Below are 16,961 nucleotides of genomic sequence, written 5' to 3'. Positions count from 1 at the left end.
CTGTTGCAATACCCCTGGGGGTATAGTCAGGGTGGGGGAAGTGAAAAGGAGAAGCACACCATGATCGGCGACGAGAACACCATCGCTCCCGTACTCAACCGGCTGCGCCGCGCCCACGGACAACTCGCGGGTGTCATTGCGATGATCGAGGCCGGGCGCGACTGTAAAGACGTGGTCACCCAGCTAGCGGCCGTTTCCCGCGCGCTGGATCGCGCCGGGTTCAAGATCGTCGCCACCGGTTTGCGCGAATGCCTCGATCGCGAGACCACGGACACCAACCCGATGACAGTCGACGAGCTGGAGAAACTGTTCCTCGCGCTGGCCTGACCCCAGCGCGCCCAGGAACCGTCAGCAGAGGACGGACGAACAAATGCCGACCCTTGAACGCCACCACGAATGGACCATCGACCGCCTGGTCCCGTTGCTTGCCGGATTCCTGGTCCTGGTGAGTACCGCCCTGGCGGCCGCGCTGTCGCCGTGGTGGCTGGTCCTGACCATGCTCGTCGGAGCGAACCTGCTGCTCTACAGCGGGGTCGGCTGGTGCCCGGCCACCCTGATCATGACACGTCTCGGCGTCCCCGCGGGATCCACCACCTGCCCGAACCTGCGCATTCGAATCCGCGCGGCCACAGCCACCCACCGGAACAGGAGTTGAGCAGATGACCGACACCACTACCGCACTCGCGATTTCCACGACCCTGGCCACCACCTTCGACGACGCCGTGCAACGCACGCGCGCAGCATTGTCCGAGCAAGGGTTCGGCATACTCACCGAAATCGATATGCGCGCCACCCTCGAGGCCAAACTCGGCCACGAGATGGAGGACTACCTCATACTCGGCGCGTGTAATCCACCGCTGGCCCACCGCGCCGTCGACATCGATCGCCAGATCGGGCTTCTGCTGCCGTGCAACGTCATCGTTCGCCGTGATCCCGCAAACGACACCGATGTATTCGTCGAAGCGATGAACCCGAACGTCATGGTTCAGGTCACCGGAGAACCATCGCTGGGAGCCGTCGCTGACGAGGCTTCGACAAAACTTCGGGCTGCGATCGACTCGCTGCACGCAACTCCGCACTGACAAGACATACCGTTCTTATCCAATAGTCGACCAGGCCCGATGACCGTGGGGCAGAACCGCCACCCAGCTGAACGACACATCCGGCGCGTGAAACGGTCCGGTGACGATTCACTCGGGATCGGCATCGCCCGCTGCGCGTCGCCCGTGTGTGCGGTGGCGAGGTCAATGTGGGGGAGGGCCGGTACGCAAGGTGTGCAGGCGTCGGCGGTACTCCTCGTCGTCGATCTCACCGCGCGCAAATCGGTCCGCGAGCAGATGCTCGGCATTCGTTCCGGGCAGTGAAGACGTTGCCCAGAACCGCGGCGAGATCGTCACTGTGCGAATGATCGCGACGACGGCAACCGTGATCAGCCCGGTGAGCAAAACCATCACTACGACCATCAAGACGACAGCCCAGCCGTTCATGCCATGCCCGTACCAGTACATCGAGGCTCCTTGGTCGAAATCGTCCTGTGCCATCGAGCGTTGTCGGGCACGCGCGGTCCGGCCAGTGCCTCGAGTCGGTCACCGGAGGTCCATAAGGCCCCAGCTCACGGGGCACAAGGCAGTGCTGCGAGTGGCCTTGCCACCCCTGCATCGGCTACGTCCGTCGTCAGACGCCGATGGTGACGCGTGCCGCGGTTCGTTGCACTCTGCTGCACGAGGGACCGTGAACCGCGCTATTGAGCTTTGGGCTCGGGAACCACCAGGATCGGACGCTGAGCGTGGTGGAGCAGCTGTGCCGTCACCGATTCGCCGGTGAACCGTTGTAGCAGTGCGGCGAGCCCGCCGCGGGAAGTGCCGATGATGATCATTTCGGCGTCGTGGGTGTCGGCGAGGTCGGTCAGCAGGTGAGCGGGGCATCCGGGCCGGCTGTAGTAGGCCCAGGGGCCGGGCGCGTGTTCGAGCAAGGTCCAGGCGTCTCGGCGTTCTTGTTCGAGGGTGTCGGTGATGGTTTGTTCCCAGTAGGCAGAGTCGGGGTCGATCGGCAGGTCGCCGGTGTCGACGATGTGCGCGACATGCAGGAAGGCATCGAGCTTGGCGGCCAGGTCGATCGCATAGCCCAAGGCAGCGTGGCCGGCGGCGTGCCGATCGAAGCCGACGATCAGATGGCAGCGTGCCGCGCCGGGGTCGAAGGGTCCATCGATGCGCACACGAGTTCGCCGGCTCGGATCTGCCTCCGAGGAGAAAGAGTAATTCCCGGTTTCGTCGGCCATCTGTTCCTTCCTTCGGATTCCGGTCGGCGCCGTCCCGGCCCCGCCCGCGGCGAGAATGGGATACGGATGGCCGAGGCGTTGGCGGCTGCGGTGGTGTACCCGCCGCAGAACCCGATAACCACGATCAGCTCGAACCCGCCTGGCGCTGCCGGTCAGCGTGATCCATGCCGTCGTCATCGTGCGCCGACGGCCAGGCCGGTCGAGACCCTGCCGATAGGCCACCACGCCGTTCGCCGATCCGTTGGCTGTTCTCTCGACAGCGATGTGGTGGGGCATGGTCGCCCGGCGCACTGCCTGACATCGGTCACGAACGAGGGTGCGTGTCGCGAGCCGCGCCGCAGCTTCGTGCCCGCCGGTCCACCCAGCATGCCATCGTGGTGCGCCGGCCACGGGGAGTGTGGGCACGCCCAGTCGATGTTCGAGACCGTGGTCGGCCCAGTAGCCGGCCTCCCCGGTCTCGTTCGACATCACCGCACATGACCTCAGCCGCGGGCGGTGACTGTGACTGCTGAGCAGGCCGGGGTGTGACGCTGATGTGTCCCGATCACCGTGGAGCCGCCACAGCCCTTGGGGGTCGCCTGGTCCGACCAGCTTGCAGACATGTAGGTCGGAACCTCGGATTCAGACCTGTCGCAGAGCCCTGGCGGGCGGTCACCGGTAGCGCGGTGACCGCCGTGGTCCTCATTTCGGAGCGGTGAGATCGTAGAGGGTGATTCCAGCGATATCGGTGCTGGTGAAGTTCGCGGTGACCCAGTTGGTGATCTGTGCTCCTTCGTTGCCCTCGGTGAAGCCGGGGACGCCGCCGAAATCGCCGGCGATGAAGTAGTGGATCGCGTGGTCGGCGACATACCGCTGGAACTGCTCGAGTGTCGGCGATGGATCGCCTCCGGCGAATCCGCCGATCGCCATGATCTGTCCGTCGGCTGCCAACTGGTAGGTCCCCTGCTGCATCGATCCCACGGTTGCCGCGATCCAGGTGTAGGAATCGGCGTCGCGGTCGAGCAGTGCCACGACTGTGGCGTCGGCGGCGGGCATGGGTCCGCCGGGCAGGGTTGTGGTCCGGGGTCCCGGACCGCCGGGACCGGTAGCGCCCGGAGGGCCGGGTATCCAGCGTTCGGTATGTGGGCCCGCGAGTGGTACAGAGCCCGTGTGTGGGATGAGAACAGTTTCGATTGTGTAGGCGACCGGCCCGGCCAGCCCGGTGACCAGGACAGTCACCAGCGCAACCACTGCCGGTTTGCCCCGTGGTCCGGCGGCCAGGGCGGCTACCCCGAGAACTGCAGCGCCGGCGACCGCCCAGCGCAGCCACGGCAGGAAGTCGGGTGTCCGGGATAATGCCGTCCACGCGGTAACCGCGGTCGACACCACGGCCGCGATCAGTGACAGACGAATCCACCAGCGGTCGCGATCCGGCCACAGCAGCGCCAACGCAGCAGCGAGCGTGCCGGCGAGTGCGGGGGCCAGCGCTACGGTGTAGTACTCGTGGAAGATCCCCTTCATGAAACTGAAGACGATCCCGGTTAGCAGCACCCACAGGCCGAACATGATCAGCACGGCCCGCCGCGGTTCGGTGCGTCGCGACCTCCCGCACACAGCGAGTGCGGCGATTACCAGGATCAACGCGGCCGGGATGAACCATGAGATCTGGCCGCCGACAGCAGTACTGAACAGTCGGCCGATTCCGCTATCGGTGAAAGGACCTCGGCCACTGGGTAATGCCGGGGGCGGGCCGCCAGGTCCGCCGGGGCCAGGGCCAGGGCCGTCTCCGCCGCCGAGCCGTTCGAGGCCGTTGTATCCCAGGGTCAGTTCGATGATCGAGTTGTGTTGTGAACCACCGAAGTACGGTCGCCGGTCGGCAGGCCAGAGCTGGGCGATCAGCAACCACCAGCCGGCGCCCGCTACCATGGCAGCGCCCGCGGCGAACAACTGCGCGATGCGCTTACCGAACGCTGGTGGCCCGGCGATGAGGTAGGTGAGCGCCAGCGCGGGCAGTACGAGCAGCACTTGCAACTGTTTAGCGAGAAAACCTAGGCCGACGAACAGGCCGCACCAGAGCAGCCATCGCCAGCGTCCGTCGGTGAGTGCCCGGCTCATTGCCCACACCGCGGCGAGCATCAGGAACACCAGCAGCGCGTCGGGATTGTTGAAGCGGAACATCAGTGCCGCCACCGGTGTCACGGCCAGCAGCAGTCCGGCCAGCAGTCCCGCTCCAGGACCGAAATGCCGCCGTACCGTGGCCCACAGCAGAGCCACCGAGGCGACTCCCAGAAGAACCTGCGGTAGCAGCATGCTCCAGCTGTTCATGCCGAAGAGGCGCACCGACAGTTCCATCGGCCACAGCGACACCGGTGTCTTGTCCACGGTGATGGCGTTAGCCGCGTCGAGCGAACCGAAGAAAAGGGCCTTCCACGACGTCGCTCCCGCCTCGACCGCGGCGGCGTAGAAGGGGTTGGCCCAGCCGTTCGCAGACAGGTTCCACACATAGGTGGCGGCAGTCCCGAGCAGCAACAGGGCCAGGCCGGTCCATTGCCATCGATCGCGCCGCCGGTGCCCACCGGTCGTGTCGCGCTGTGGGTCGGTTCGTGCACCGAATCCTGGATCCGGCGCAGTTACGGTATCGGTCATGCGAGCACTGTGGCTCAATATGATCCGCGGCCCCTGGGCCCGAGCTGGGAACTTTCTGTGAATCCAGGCCTCGCTCGAGGACTTGGCAGGGAAACGAGCCGCCGGATGATCCCGGGCATCGGCTCTTTGTAGCTCGCAGAGACGGCGTTGCGCGAGCGCTCGTCACCATTGACTACGAACTCGGCTGGCGGTTCGCGATTCTCAGGGCGGATCACTGATCGGGTCTGGGGACGAACGGTCCTGCAGGCCGAGTAGGCAGAGAGCGAAATCGGCATAATCGGTGGCGATTTGTTCGGGTGTCGCAGGACCGTCGAGGCGGAACCACTGTGGCAGCGAGGTGCACATCGTGGCGATGGCGCGGCCGGCGATCCTTTCGCGGCCGGTGATCGGATTTCCCTCGCGGACCGCGGCGTCGATGTCCTCGTCGAGGAGGTACTGGAGTTTGTCGCGGGAGGCGGTGATCCGGAGCCGGTTTTCCGCGGTGAGACTGCGCATTTCGCTGGCGCCGATGAAGGCGAGTTTGCGGCGGTGGGTGTGGAAGAGGGCGAGCGCTTCGACGACACGGGCTACGCGGGCAGGGCCGGGGCCCACCTCGTGCCGGGCCGCGCGTACTCGCCAGTGCAGTTCGTCCATGGTGAGGTCGAGCGCGCGGAGCAGAAGTTGTTGCTTGTCGTGGTAGTGGTGATAGACGCCGGGCACGCTCATACCGGCGCGGCGGGCGATGGATCGCATGGTGGCGCCGTGGTACCCGGTCTCGACGAACGAGTCGATGGCGGCGGCGAGTACGGGGTCGATGTCCAGCGGTGGGAATTCGCGCCAGGCTCGGCGCGGATCGCTGTCCGGACCGGGGCCGGTGTCGTGGCGGACCTCCGGTCGTGGACCGCTGGTTGCGGGCGCATCGTGCTCGCCGATGAGCCAGGACACTGTGGTGCCGAGAAGAGCGGCCAGCTCCTGCACCCGGGGGATGGAAACACCGGTCTTGCCGTGCTCGATGGCGCTGAGCGTGGCGGGGCTGACGGCGAGGCTCTTCGCCGCCGCGCGCAGCGATAGACCGGCGGCGATCCGGGCTTGCCGCGTGCGTGTGCCCACTGTGTGTTCATGGCCGGAAACCTGCATGGTGTTCAGGATATCTGAACACAGCTTGTGAGTCACCAATGGTGATTTGACAGGGATTATTGCCGCATGTAACTCTGCGTGTGAGTGAACAGCCGAGCGTTCGTTCGGCATACTGGATGGAGGAGTGGGCCTGTGGCGATCGATCTGTCCCTGTCGGCCGAGGTGCAAGCTCTGGTCGACCGGACCCGTAGCTTCGTCCGTGAACACGTGCTGCCGCTCGAGGATGCGCACAACGGTGATATCGCCGCGGCCGGCGGTGACCGGTTCCGCGAGGAACTGCAGCAGGCGGCTCGCGAGGCGGGTGTGTTCGCACCGCACGCGCCGATCGAATACGGCGGTCACGGGCTGGGGATGTGCGACCGGGCGCCCGTTTTCGAGGAAGCGGGATACTCCCTGTTCGGGCCGACGGCCTTGAACATTGCCGCGCCCGACGAGGGCAATGTGCACATGCTCGCCCATATCGCGAACCCGGAGCAGAAGCAGCAGTACCTCGCTCCGCTCGCGCACGGCGAGGTGCGTTCGGCGTTCGCGATGACCGAACCGGCGCCCGGCGCCGGTTCCGATCCTTCCGCGCTGGCCACTCGCGCGGTGCGGGCCGAGGGCGGCTGGCGGATCAACGGCACAAAATATTTCATCACCGGCGCCGACGGTGCGGGCTTCTTCATCATCATGGCGCGCACCTCGGGTGAACCCGGTCAGCGGGGCGGGGCGACGATGTTCCTGGCACCGGCCGATACCCCGGGCATCCGGGTGGGGCGTCACCTCGACACCCTGGACCGTTCGATGGTCGGCGGCCACTGTGAGGTGTTCTTCGAAGATCTGCTGGTTCCGGAGTCGGCGGTGCTGGGGGAGGTGGACCGCGGTTTCGAATATGCGCAGGTGCGTCTCGGTCCCGCCCGGATGACCCATGTGATGCGGTGGCTCGGCGCCGCCCGTCGTGGACACGATGTGGCCGTGGCCCGGGTGGCGCAGCGGGAGGGTTTCGGTTCGCGGTTGGGCGATCTCGGCATGATCCAGAAGATGGTCGCCGACAACGAGATCGATATCGCCGCGACCCGTGCTCTGCTCACCCGGGCCTGCTGGGAACTCGACCGCGGCGAACCGGCCGCGAACGCCACCTCGATCGCGAAGACCTTCGCCGCCGAGGCGATCTTCCGCATCGTCGACCGCAGTATGCAGATGTGCGGTGGCCTCGGCGTGTCCGATGACCTCCCGCTGGCGCGGCTCTCGCGCGAGGTGCGTCCGTTCCGGATCTACGACGGACCCTCGGAGGTGCATCGGTGGGCGATCGCCAAACGAGCGGTCGGCGCCGCCAAACGCGCTCTGCGGGAGGAATGAATGAACCTGCCGGGAATGGACGTCGAGGCACTGGAACGCTTCCTGCGCGAGCAGGGCGTCGAGGTGCGCGGTGCCTTGCGAGTGGAACTGATCAGCGGGGGTCGGTCGAACCTCACCTTCGCCGCATCCGACGATGTTTCGCGGTGGGTGGTGCGGCGCCCACCGGTCGCCGGGCTCACCCCTTCCGCGCACGATATGGCGCGCGAATACACGGTGACCGACGCGCTGCAACAATCCGCGGTACCTGTGGCGAAAACGATCGCGTTCGACGCGGAGGGCACCGCGCTCGGCGCACCGATGACCGTGGTCGAATTCGTCGACGGAGCCGTGATCCGCGACCAGGACGACCTCGCCACGCTCAGCGACGAGCAAGTGGACGCGGCCGCCGCCGAGTTGGTGCGGGTGCTCGCCGAGCTGCACGCGGTGGACCCCGCGGCGGTGGGCCTGGGCGAGTTCGGCCGACCGGAAGGGTTTCTCACTCGCCAGGTGCGACTCTGGGCCTCCCAATGGGAGCGGGTCAAGACCCGGGAAGTCGCCGATGTGGCAACGCTGCACGCGGCATTATCGGAGGCGGTACCGCGTGAATCGGCCGCCGCGATCGTGCACGGCGACTTCCGGATCGACAACACCATCCTCGACTCGGCCGATCCCGGCCGGGTGCGCGCTGTCGTCGACTGGGAACTGTCCACCCTCGGCGATCCCCTCACCGACGCCGCGCTGATGTGCGTGTACCGTTCGCCGGTTTTCGACCTGGTACTGGGTACCCGGGCCGCGTGGACGAGCGACCGGATGCCCACACCCGAAGCGCTCGCGCACTCGTATGCCAGCGCATCGGGTCGTGACCTCGGGAACTGGGGTTTCTATCTCGCCCTGGCCAATTTCAAACTCGGCGTGATCGGTGAGGGTATCGCGCACCGGGCGCGGCGCGGCTCCGACGCCGGTTCTGCCGCCGAGCGAGCGGCCGAGGCGACTCCGGAGTTCATGGCGGCCGGATTGCGCGCACTGAAGGAAGGCCGAAATTGACTGGAGCCAACGTGAAGTCCGCCCTCGTCAGCGGCGCCAGCCGCGGTATCGGCCGGGGAATTGCTCAGCGGCTCGCCCGGCAGGGTTATGCCCTGACGATCACCGCTCGTGACGCCGACCAGCTCGAAATCGCCGCCGCCGAGCTGCGCGCGGCGGGCGCCGCCGATGCCGTGCCCGTCGCCGCGGATATGTCCGACCCGGAGGGCGTGGAGCGGGTGCTCGCCACGCACACGGAGCGCTTCGTCACGATGTCGGCGCTTGTCCTCAATGCCGGGGTCGGTACCGCCGGCACGCTCGCCGATTCGTCGATGCGCCGATTCGACAAGACCCTCGCCGTGAATGTGCGCGCGCCGGTGCAACTCATCCAGGGCGCGCTCCCGATGCTGCGTGCCGGCGCGGCCGCCGAGCCCGCGTGCGGTGCCAAGGTCATCGCGCTCTCGTCGATCAGTGGTGTGTACGCCGAGGCCGGATTAGCGGTATACGGTGCGGCGAAAGCAGCACTCATCTCGCTGATCGCGACCCTCAATGCGGAGGAATCGGGCAACGGCGTCACTGGTACCACGATCGCGCCCGGGTACGTCGACACCGAGATGAGCGCATGGATCCATGATCGGATCCCGCCCGAGCGGATGCTCACGGTGAACGATGTGGTGGAGATGGTCGATTCGCTGCTGCGGCTGTCGTCGCGGGCCGTCGTACCCAATATCGTGATATCGCGGGCCGGTACCGACGGCTACCGCGCGTAATTTCGCACGCATACGAACTATTGCCGTGCAGTCTCTCTCGCCGCGGTCAACCTGTGGTTATCGGGCCGCGGTCTGCGTATCAGCGGTTCAGGAATTCCGCGGCGGTGGGTGCGAATTCGTCGTGGAACTGGAAGATGCCGCCGTGTCCGGAGTCGGGGTAGATGATCAGCTCGGATTTGTCGATTCGACCGTGGAGATCCTCGGAGAGGATCGAGGGCACCATGCGGTCGTTGTCACCGTTGGCGATCAGGGTGGGCTGGGTGATCTTCGACAGATCCGCCGGTGTGGAGCGGCCCCACTTCTTGATCGCTTTCAGCTGCGTCCGGAATGCGTTCACCGTGATCGGGGCGTCTCGGTCGGTGGTGCGCTCGTCGAGGCGTTCGACGAAGGCGCGGGCGGCGCGTTTGCCGGTGACGTTGCGGTTGAAGAACAGGAATTCCTTGGGATCGGACCGGGTGAGGGTCGCGCGGAGGATGTCGTAGTAGGTGGTGCGGGCGACTTTGTCGATGACCTTCCCGCCGGCGGGGCCGGTCCCGGTGAGGATGAGCTTGCGGACGAGCTCGGGGTGTTCGAGTACGAGGGCTTGGGCGATCATGCCACCGAGTGAAAACGAGAAGATGTCGATCTTGTCGAATCCGAGGGCCTCGATGAAGGTTACGGCGTCGTCGGCCATTGCCTCGACGCTGTCGGGGACTGTCCCGGTGGAGGCGCCGACACCGCGGTTGTCGAAGGCGATGACGTGGTGGTTCTTCGCGATGTGGTCGATGATCCGGGGGTCCCAGTTGTCGAGAGTCGCGGCGAGGTGCACGAAGAAAACCACGGGGATCCCACCCATCCGCCCCAGCTCTCGGTACGCGTAGGTGACGCCGCCTGCGGTGATGGTGTGGGTCGGCGCCTTCGCGTAGGACGCGATGACGGGGTCGTTGTCTGTGGTCATGGTGTTCCTCCGGTCTGTGGGTGTCAGGGGTGGGTGCCGTTGGTTGGGGAGGCGACGGGCCCGGTGTTGCTGATGACAGCCTTGCCGCGGATGCCGCCCTTACTCAGCGCTTCGAGGGCCTGGGGGGTCTGGTCGAACGGGAAGACCCGCCCGACCACGGGTCGCAACGCGCCGTCGTCGACCAGACGGGTGATCCGGCGGAGCTGGTCACCGTCGGCACGCATGAAGAGGAACTCATAGCCCACGCCCAACCGGCGGGCTCGGCGGCGGATACTGCTGCTGAGGCCGGTGATCGCGAGACGGAGCACGGGGTTGGCGCCGAGTTCGCGGGCGAAGGCCGGGTCCGGGGGGCCGGCGATTCCGATTGCCTTGCCGCCTTGCCGCAGCACTCGCAGCGATTTCTCCAGATTCTTTCCGCCCAGGCTGTCGAGTACCAGGTCGTAATCGTGCAGTAGCTGTTCGAAGTCCTGGCTGCGGTAGTCGATGACATGGTCGGCGCCGAGTTCTCGGACGAAGTCGGCGTTGGCGGCGCCGGCCGTCGTGGCGACGGTCGCGCCGAGGTTTTTGGCGAGCTGGATCGCGATCGACCCGACACCGCCGGATCCGGCGTGGATGAGGACCTTCTGCCCGGGTTGCACATTGCCACGCTCCACGAGTGCCTGCCACGCGGTCAGCGCCACCAGGGGGAGGGAAGCTGCCTCCTCGACGCTGACCGATTCCGGTCTGTGGGCCAGGTCTGCCTCCGCGACGGCGATGTGCTCCGCGAAAGTCCCGATGCGGTCCTTGCCGGGCCTGGCGTATACCTCGTCGCCGGGCTCGAACGATCGCACCTTCGCTCCGACCCGCAGGACGACACCGGCCAGATCGTTACCGAGAATCAGCGGCAGTCCGTACGGCAGGATCCGCTTGAACTCGCCGGTCCGGATCTTTTCGTCCAGTTGGTTCACCCCGGCCGCCTGCACCCGCACCAGGACGTCGTGCTCGCCGACTACCGGCTCCGGGACGTCGGCCTCCCGCAGGGGCTGCTTGTAGGCGGTGACGACGAATGCTCGCATGGCTGGTGACTCCTTCTGGTCTGCGGACGGGTATGTGCTGGTCTCGTGCTCGGCATCGCCGGTTCGGCGATGAGCTCTCGATTCGTCGATGCCGGCGGGTAGTTCGGCGGCTGCACGACGCCGTGTGCTGCTCAGCTATCGGTGGCCACGAGCTGGGGGTACAGCGCCTCGATGGGTGCGCTGAGTCCCGCTTTGACCCGAGCGGAAGCTTCGTCGGCAAGAACCTCGTACTCGCCGGCTTCGACGGCGCCGAATACGGTCCGCACCAGGTCCGCGGGCTGCGTTTTGGGGGCGGTGGTGTGCGCGGCCATGGGGGTGTCGACGTAACCGACGTGCACACCGACGACATGGACGCCTGCGGGGGCGAGCTCGAGGCGCAGAGAGTTCGTAGCCGACCACAGAGCTGCCTTGGTGGCGCTGTAGATACCGGCAACGGCGTACCAGCTCAGCAGGGAGTGGATGTCGATGATGACCGACTCCTCCCTGCTGCTCAGGATCGGGGCGAAGGCGCGGGCGAGGAAGAGCGGGCCGAGGAAATTGGTCTCCACGTTGGTGCGGATCTCCTCATCGGTATGGGTGAGGATACCGGCGCCGGCCACCGAAGCGCCGGCGTTGTTGATGAGCACCGTGACGTCCGGCGCGGCGGCGACGGCGGCCTTGATGGACGCGGGATCGGTGATATCGAGGACGAGTGGGACGATTCGTTCGTCATTCCAGTCGCGGGGGTTGCGGGCGGTGGCGTAAACCTTGGCGGCGCCCCGTGCGAGGGCTTCGTGGACGAAGTGTGTCCCGATGCCACCGTTCGCTCCGGTGACGAGGACGACGGCTCCATGGAGTGTGGGCATGTCACGCTCTTTCTTGTGCGGGGTCGCGGACTTATGGGTGCTGCCGGTCGAGGGGTTGGGTTGTCGGCCGTCCGGCTCGGGGTCAGCCGGTCGCCGGCGTCACGTGTCCGGGTGGACGTTTCTTGATGGGAAGATCTGGAGAGCACGTATCTGGACCGCTATCGTTAGTGACTATACTCAAAACTGAGTGCAGTCATTATTTATTCCGAAGGGCACCCGCCATGTCATTCGTCCCCCAGCCGGTCGGACGGCGCGAGCGGAACAAGCAGCAGAAGCTCGACCGCATCACCGCCGCCGCCGGCGAACTCTTCGCCGAATACGGCGTCGACGAGGTCACCACCCAGCAGATCGCCGACAAGGCCGACGTCGGTACCGGGACGGTGTTCCTGTACGTCAAGACCAAGGGTGAGTTGCTTCTGCTCGTGCAGAACGCCCACTACATCGAAGCGCTCGAGCGGGGCCGGGCAGCTGCCGAGAATATTCCCGACGTGCTCGACGCGGTGATGGCGATCATCCGTCCGATAGTGGGGTGCAACCGCACTCAGATCGACAACGGGCGCACCTACCTGCGGGAGATGGTCTTCGGCGACCCGGAGGAGCCCCACCACCGCGATGCCCTCGCTGTCGTCGGGCAGACCGAGGAAGCGATCGCCGCCGTACTGCGCCGAAACGGGCGGGTCGAGGAGGCCGACGCCACAAGGCGGGCGCATATAGTGTCCGCGATAATGTTTCTCGCCATGGCTGCCACCGCCAACATCGCGCACAGCGTCGACGAGATCGTGGAGGACATCAGGGGGCAGGTGTCTGCTCTCCTGCCACGCTGATCGGTGGGCGCAATGTCGAGGCCGGGGGTCGAAGGGGCAGGGTGCCGACTCGGACGTTGAGATCGGAGCTGCGCCGTGCTCGGTCCTGAGGGGTACCCGCGCGCTGCCACCTCGTTTCTGGTGTGCCGATCGCGATTATCGGCGCGGCCCGGTGCTACTTGTGGGTGCTGTCGTAGTCCTGTTGTGCGGCAGCGATTTCGGCGATATTCGATTCGAGTACGTCGATCAGTCCGAGGAGATGCTCGGCGACGCGTGCGCCCAGGGGCGTGAGGCTGTATTCCACTTTGGGTGGGATGGTGTTCTCGGCCCGGCGGGATACCAATCCGTCGCGCTCGAGTTGCTGCAAAGTCTGTGCGAGCATGCGCTCGCTGACCCCGTCGACGTGCCGGCGCAGTTCGCCGAACCGATGCGGGCCCTCGCCCAGGGCGGCGAGGGCGAGCACGCCCCAGCGGCCGGTCGCGTTCTGCAGTACCTGCCGGGACGCGCACGCGCGGGCGAACACGTTCGCTTCGAGTGCGGGTTGCGACGTCACGCACGTCAGGATACACGGACGAACGCGGCATAAGTAACTTACCCAAATGGTTGCACTTACTATTAGTAAGTGATTTGATGGCGGCGTTCCCCGCTTTCACACTTCCCCACCTTCACACTGAGGAGTTCCATGACCATCGCTGTCACCGGTGCCACCGGTCATCTCGGACGCCTGGTCGTTGCCGCGCTGATCGAGCGCGGCGTCGATCCGTCCACTGTCGTCGCGGTTGTCCGCGACGCCGCGAAGGCCACCGATCTCACCGCACGGGGCGTGCAGGTGCGAGTCGCCGACTACACCGATCGGGACGCCCTCACCGCTGCGCTGGACGGTGTCGGCAAGTTGCTGTTGATCTCCGGTAGCGAGGTGGGGCAACGCATCGCACAGCACGGCAACGTCGTCGACGCGGCGACGGCTGCCGGCGTGCGGTTCGTCGCCTACACGAGCCTGCTCGACGCGCAGCGCAGCCCGCTCTCGTTGGCTGCCGAACACAAGGCCACCGAGGATCTGCTCACCGAATCCGGGCTGGACGTCGCATTGCTGCGCAACGGCTGGTACTGGGAGAACTATGCCTCCGCCGTCGACACCGCCGAGGCCACCGGCTCGCTGTTCGGTTCCGGGGGCACCGGCCGCGTCGCCGGCGCCGCCCGCAAGGATTACGCCGAGGCCGCGGCGGAGGTGTTGCTCGCCGACGACCAAGCCGGCAAGGTCTACGAACTCGGCGGCGACGAACGGCTGACCTACAAGGAGTTCGCCGAGGTCCTGTCGGGCATTGTCGGCAAGTCCGTCGCTTACCAGGACCTGCCTGCCGACGAGTATGCGAAGGTCCTCGAAAACGGGGGAGTGCCCGCGCCGATGGCCGCATTTCTCGCCGCCACCGACGCCGGCATCGCTGTCGGTGCCCTCGACACCGACAGCGGCGATCTGCAGCGGCTCCTCGGGCATGCCAGTACCCCGGCCGCGCTGGTCCTTGCGCGCTGACCCGAAGATGTGCCGCGGAGGGCAGCACGGGCGCTGCTCTCCGGCCGATCGGCGACGCAGTCACAGGTCGAGGCGGGCAGTTCCGCTCGGTGTCGAGGGGGCCGTGAGCCGTATGCCGATTTCAACCGGCGGAGCGGAAGTGCAGGCGGCGCACGATATTACGCGTGTGTCCGCCCCGGTGGCCGTCGCTGTTCCGGTATCGACGATCACCGTGTGGCGGTGGTCCGCGTTCCGCTGCGCCCAATCGGCTATGGCGCAAGACCCACGTCGGCCGCGGCCACGGCGAACCTTTCCTGCCCGTGCGCGGCGGGGCAAGATGTGACGGGCAAGTCGTGAATTCCGCGCGGAGGGCGAATGTGAGCCAGTCGTTTCGTATCGATCCGGACGCTGTGCGCGCCCTGACCGGAGAATTGCGTGATATCGCCGAGAGTGCGGCCCGCACGGCCCACGACCTGCGGGACGGGCTTGCCGCCGCCGGAATGAACGAAACCGCGGCCGCCTGGGGCGATGACGAGATGGGCCGGGCGTTCGCGGAGTACTACGTGCCGAGCGCTGACGAAGGTGTCGGCGCCCTGGAGAGCAGTGCCGGAGCCCTCCGCGACATGGGTGCACTGTTCGCCGGAACACTCTCGCTTTTCGAAGACCTGGACAATACCGGTGCGGGGTCCGTGCGCGATGCGACCGCAGCGCCGGAGTCACCGTTCCCGGACGCCGACGTGTGGTCGGCAAGCGACCAGATGCGCCCTCCAGCATCTTTCCGTCCTGCATATACTCCTCACGACCTCGACCGGGAGACGCCGCCGGCGCCTCCCGCCGCTACACCCGGGGCCGCTGATGCGGTGGAATCCCAGGTCTCCGCTTCGCAGGCGAAACCCGCAACCGGCGCGGGCGAATCCGCGATCGGTGCTCCACCCGGGCCGGTAGACGGCCGTCCCGGCGAGAGTTACCCACCAACCGGACCGGCGGTTCCCACCCGATCTGCGATCGACCCCGTCCGTACGGAAAAGCCGCCAGGACAGGCAATCCGGGGTAGCGAGCGGTCCGCACCCGGAGACCGCAGTCCCGGCCGCTCGCCGTGGTCCGGGCACACGCCGGCCGCGCAATCACCCATCGAAGGTCGTCGTGCCCCCGCCTCCGCGTCGAACACTTCGGCACCGAATAACCAGGGCAGCGCACCTCGGTCCGATCCACCCGGCCACCCTGGCGGCGCACCCCGCGGCACCCCACCGGGACGCAGCGACAGGCGCAAGCACGATCAGCGGCCCGCGGCCGTCACACCGAAACCGCACAAGACGAGCCCTCAGCCGGTGCAAGTGGCCCCGCAACCGGTAACCGATCCTGCCGCTCTGCGCATACTCGGAAAACTGGGGGCCCGGCACGGACTCCGGATCATCGGATTCGACACAGCTGGACTGGACGAACCGATCGCACAGGAGATCGCCACGGCCGTCGACCACGTGCTGGAACGGCATCACCACATCGACCTGCGGGGGCTGGAAATCGCCGACCTGGACGATGCGCTGCCCGCCCGGCTGGAACGGCCGATCGTCTCCGGAGCCGGCCGACCGGAAATCCGGGCGGCGCATATCGTGCTCGACCGGGCCGCGACCACCGACCCTGCCACCAGGGTCGCATCCATCGAGGTGGCGACAAGAGGCCGTCGCCCGGCGCCCGGTTCCACGGAACGCCCGCTCTACGCGAACCTGGTCCGGGAACTCGGCCGCGCGTTGGCCGCCGAGGGGCACTACGCGGCCCACCGGCGGGCTCAGCGCACACTGATCGCCGAATACTTGCGAATCGCAGGACCGGAGCATGCGAGCGGTCCGCTCGGCCGGATAGTCAGGGGCTACCGGCACTGGCGCGACCAGCTCAGTGGATGTTCCCCTACCAGACGATTCGACCCGGCCGCCGCGTTGGTGGAGGCGTTCACGGAGGTCGAGCTACGCGCGGATCGGGCAAGCGCGCCTGCCGTTGCGCTGCACCGGCTGCTGGTGGACACCGCCCGAGAGGGAACCCGGCTGCGTCTTCCGGCGCGCCGCGCGGATGCCTGATCCGGCTCGAAAGGATGTCGATATGGACCGGAACCATTTCGCAGATCACGGTTCGGCCGCTCGTGCTCTGCGCTCGCGGATGCACGAAATGCTGGATGCCTACGAGCAACAGCAGACACAGGTTGCGGAGGTGCAGCGGCAGTTGGCCGATCTGCGGGTTCAGGCCGCCACATCCGACGGCTCGGTGCACGTGATCGTGGATTCGGCCGGGGCGGTACTCGAGATCTGTGTGACCCCGGCAGCCATGCGCGGCACCGCCGGACAGCTGAGTGGGCTGCTCACCGATACCGCGCGTGAGGCCGCCCGGCTGGCGAAGGAGCGGGCCGCTGCCGTGGTGGCGCCGCTGGCCGGACTCGCAGGCGGTATGCCCGATCTCTCCGATCTCGTTCCGGGAACCTCGGCAGCAGGCCATGAGTCAACCGTCGAGTCCTGACACCGCAATCCGGCACGATGACGTACATCCAGGCTTGTCCATCCGCCGGCCGGATCGGTATTACTTGTCCCCGGAGCATCGGCGGGCGTTGAGGGCTGGGTTTCTCAGTGATGGGCGGCCGGGTGAGGCGTGAGACCTTGTGCTCCGCCGGTGTCGAGTCTGTTGTCGGGTCGATGGTCA

General features: G+C 66.8%; 18 protein-coding genes. 10 read left to right on the top strand and 8 right to left on the bottom strand.

Annotation, left to right across the window (positions count from 1 at the left end; all coding sequences use genetic code 11):
• Positions 1-60: 60 nt before the first annotated feature.
• From ACIA75_RS27340 to ACIA75_RS27330, 3 genes are read left to right on the top strand one after another with little or no spacing between them, the layout of a single operon-like run.
• Entirely contained in the window at positions 61-327 is a 267-nt protein-coding gene (locus ACIA75_RS27340; RefSeq protein ID WP_397108870.1) for a metal-sensitive transcriptional regulator, read from the top strand.
• Positions 328-370: 43 nt separating this feature from the next.
• Entirely contained in the window at positions 371-655 is a 285-nt protein-coding gene (locus ACIA75_RS27335) for a DUF2892 domain-containing protein (RefSeq protein ID WP_397108868.1), read from the top strand.
• A gap of 4 nt (positions 656-659) precedes the next feature.
• On the top strand, positions 660-1,082 hold the full coding sequence (locus ACIA75_RS27330) for a DUF302 domain-containing protein (RefSeq protein ID WP_397108866.1): 423 nt from the start codon (positions 660-662) through the stop codon (positions 1,080-1,082).
• A 162-nt stretch (positions 1,083-1,244) separates the two neighbouring features.
• Here ACIA75_RS27330 and ACIA75_RS27325 read toward each other — a convergent pair whose 3' ends face one another.
• The 4 genes from ACIA75_RS27325 to ACIA75_RS27310 form a co-directional block, all read right to left on the bottom strand.
• Complete coding sequence (locus ACIA75_RS27325) at positions 1,245-1,508, bottom strand: SHOCT domain-containing protein (RefSeq protein WP_397108864.1); 264 nt, start codon at positions 1,506-1,508, stop codon at positions 1,245-1,247.
• Between the two features lie 233 nt (positions 1,509-1,741).
• Positions 1,742-2,278 (bottom strand): universal stress protein, encoded by a 537-nt coding sequence (locus ACIA75_RS27320; RefSeq protein WP_397108862.1) that lies wholly within the window; start codon positions 2,276-2,278, stop codon positions 1,742-1,744.
• 681 nt (positions 2,279-2,959) lie between these two features.
• A complete protein-coding gene (locus ACIA75_RS27315) occupies positions 2,960-4,903 on the bottom strand; it encodes a glycosyltransferase family 39 protein (protein WP_397108860.1) in 1,944 nt (647 codons plus the stop codon).
• Between the two features lie 201 nt (positions 4,904-5,104).
• Positions 5,105-5,992, bottom strand: a complete 888-nt coding sequence (locus ACIA75_RS27310; protein ID WP_397108858.1) for a TetR family transcriptional regulator — start codon at positions 5,990-5,992, stop codon at positions 5,105-5,107.
• A gap of 159 nt (positions 5,993-6,151) precedes the next feature.
• On the opposite strand from ACIA75_RS27310, the gene ACIA75_RS27305 reads away from it, so the two are divergent.
• From ACIA75_RS27305 to ACIA75_RS27295, 3 genes are read left to right on the top strand one after another with little or no spacing between them, the layout of a single operon-like run.
• On the top strand, positions 6,152-7,357 hold the full coding sequence (locus tag ACIA75_RS27305) for an acyl-CoA dehydrogenase family protein (RefSeq protein ID WP_397108856.1): 1,206 nt from the start codon (positions 6,152-6,154) through the stop codon (positions 7,355-7,357).
• Positions 7,358-8,380 carry a phosphotransferase family protein gene (locus tag ACIA75_RS27300; protein WP_397108854.1) on the top strand — a complete coding sequence of 341 codons (1,023 nt, stop codon included), beginning with the start codon at positions 7,358-7,360 and terminating at the stop codon, positions 8,378-8,380. It abuts the gene before it with no gap.
• Positions 8,381-8,391: 11 nt separating this feature from the next.
• Entirely contained in the window at positions 8,392-9,126 is a 735-nt protein-coding gene (locus tag ACIA75_RS27295) for an SDR family oxidoreductase (RefSeq protein WP_397109122.1), read from the top strand.
• Between the two features lie 79 nt (positions 9,127-9,205).
• Here the strand turns inward: ACIA75_RS27295 and ACIA75_RS27290 are convergent, their stop codons facing one another.
• The 3 genes from ACIA75_RS27290 to ACIA75_RS27280 form a co-directional block, all read right to left on the bottom strand.
• Complete coding sequence (locus ACIA75_RS27290) at positions 9,206-10,063, bottom strand: alpha/beta fold hydrolase (RefSeq protein WP_397108852.1); 858 nt, start codon at positions 10,061-10,063, stop codon at positions 9,206-9,208.
• 23 nt (positions 10,064-10,086) lie between these two features.
• Entirely contained in the window at positions 10,087-11,118 is a 1,032-nt protein-coding gene (locus tag ACIA75_RS27285; protein WP_397108850.1) for an NADP-dependent oxidoreductase, read from the bottom strand.
• A gap of 131 nt (positions 11,119-11,249) precedes the next feature.
• Positions 11,250-11,963, bottom strand: a complete 714-nt coding sequence (locus tag ACIA75_RS27280) for an SDR family oxidoreductase (protein ID WP_397108848.1) — start codon at positions 11,961-11,963, stop codon at positions 11,250-11,252.
• 221 nt (positions 11,964-12,184) lie between these two features.
• On the opposite strand from ACIA75_RS27280, the gene ACIA75_RS27275 reads away from it, so the two are divergent.
• Positions 12,185-12,787, top strand: a complete 603-nt coding sequence (locus ACIA75_RS27275; RefSeq protein WP_397108846.1) for a TetR/AcrR family transcriptional regulator — start codon at positions 12,185-12,187, stop codon at positions 12,785-12,787.
• Between the two features lie 154 nt (positions 12,788-12,941).
• Here the strand turns inward: ACIA75_RS27275 and ACIA75_RS27270 are convergent, their stop codons facing one another.
• Positions 12,942-13,319 (bottom strand): winged helix-turn-helix transcriptional regulator, encoded by a 378-nt coding sequence (locus tag ACIA75_RS27270; RefSeq protein WP_397108844.1) that lies wholly within the window; start codon positions 13,317-13,319, stop codon positions 12,942-12,944.
• A gap of 129 nt (positions 13,320-13,448) precedes the next feature.
• Between ACIA75_RS27270 and ACIA75_RS27265 the strand changes: the two genes are divergently transcribed.
• The 3 genes from ACIA75_RS27265 (at position 13,449) to ACIA75_RS27255 (ending at position 16,781) form a co-directional block, all read left to right on the top strand.
• Positions 13,449-14,297, top strand: coding sequence for an SDR family oxidoreductase (locus ACIA75_RS27265; RefSeq protein ID WP_397108842.1), 849 nt, complete (start codon positions 13,449-13,451; stop codon positions 14,295-14,297).
• A gap of 356 nt (positions 14,298-14,653) precedes the next feature.
• A complete protein-coding gene (locus ACIA75_RS27260; protein WP_397108840.1) occupies positions 14,654-16,348 on the top strand; it encodes a hypothetical protein in 1,695 nt (564 codons plus the stop codon).
• A gap of 22 nt (positions 16,349-16,370) precedes the next feature.
• Entirely contained in the window at positions 16,371-16,781 is a 411-nt protein-coding gene (locus ACIA75_RS27255) for a YbaB/EbfC family nucleoid-associated protein (RefSeq protein WP_397108838.1), read from the top strand.
• The last annotated feature ends 180 nt before the right edge of the window (positions 16,782-16,961 follow it).

This window comes from Nocardia sp. NPDC051750 (assembly GCF_044453135.1).
Taxonomy (GTDB): Bacteria; Actinomycetota; Actinomycetes; order Mycobacteriales; family Mycobacteriaceae; genus Nocardia.
Note: the sequence above shows the minus strand (reverse complement) of the source record. Positions and strands in the feature narration are given on the sequence as shown.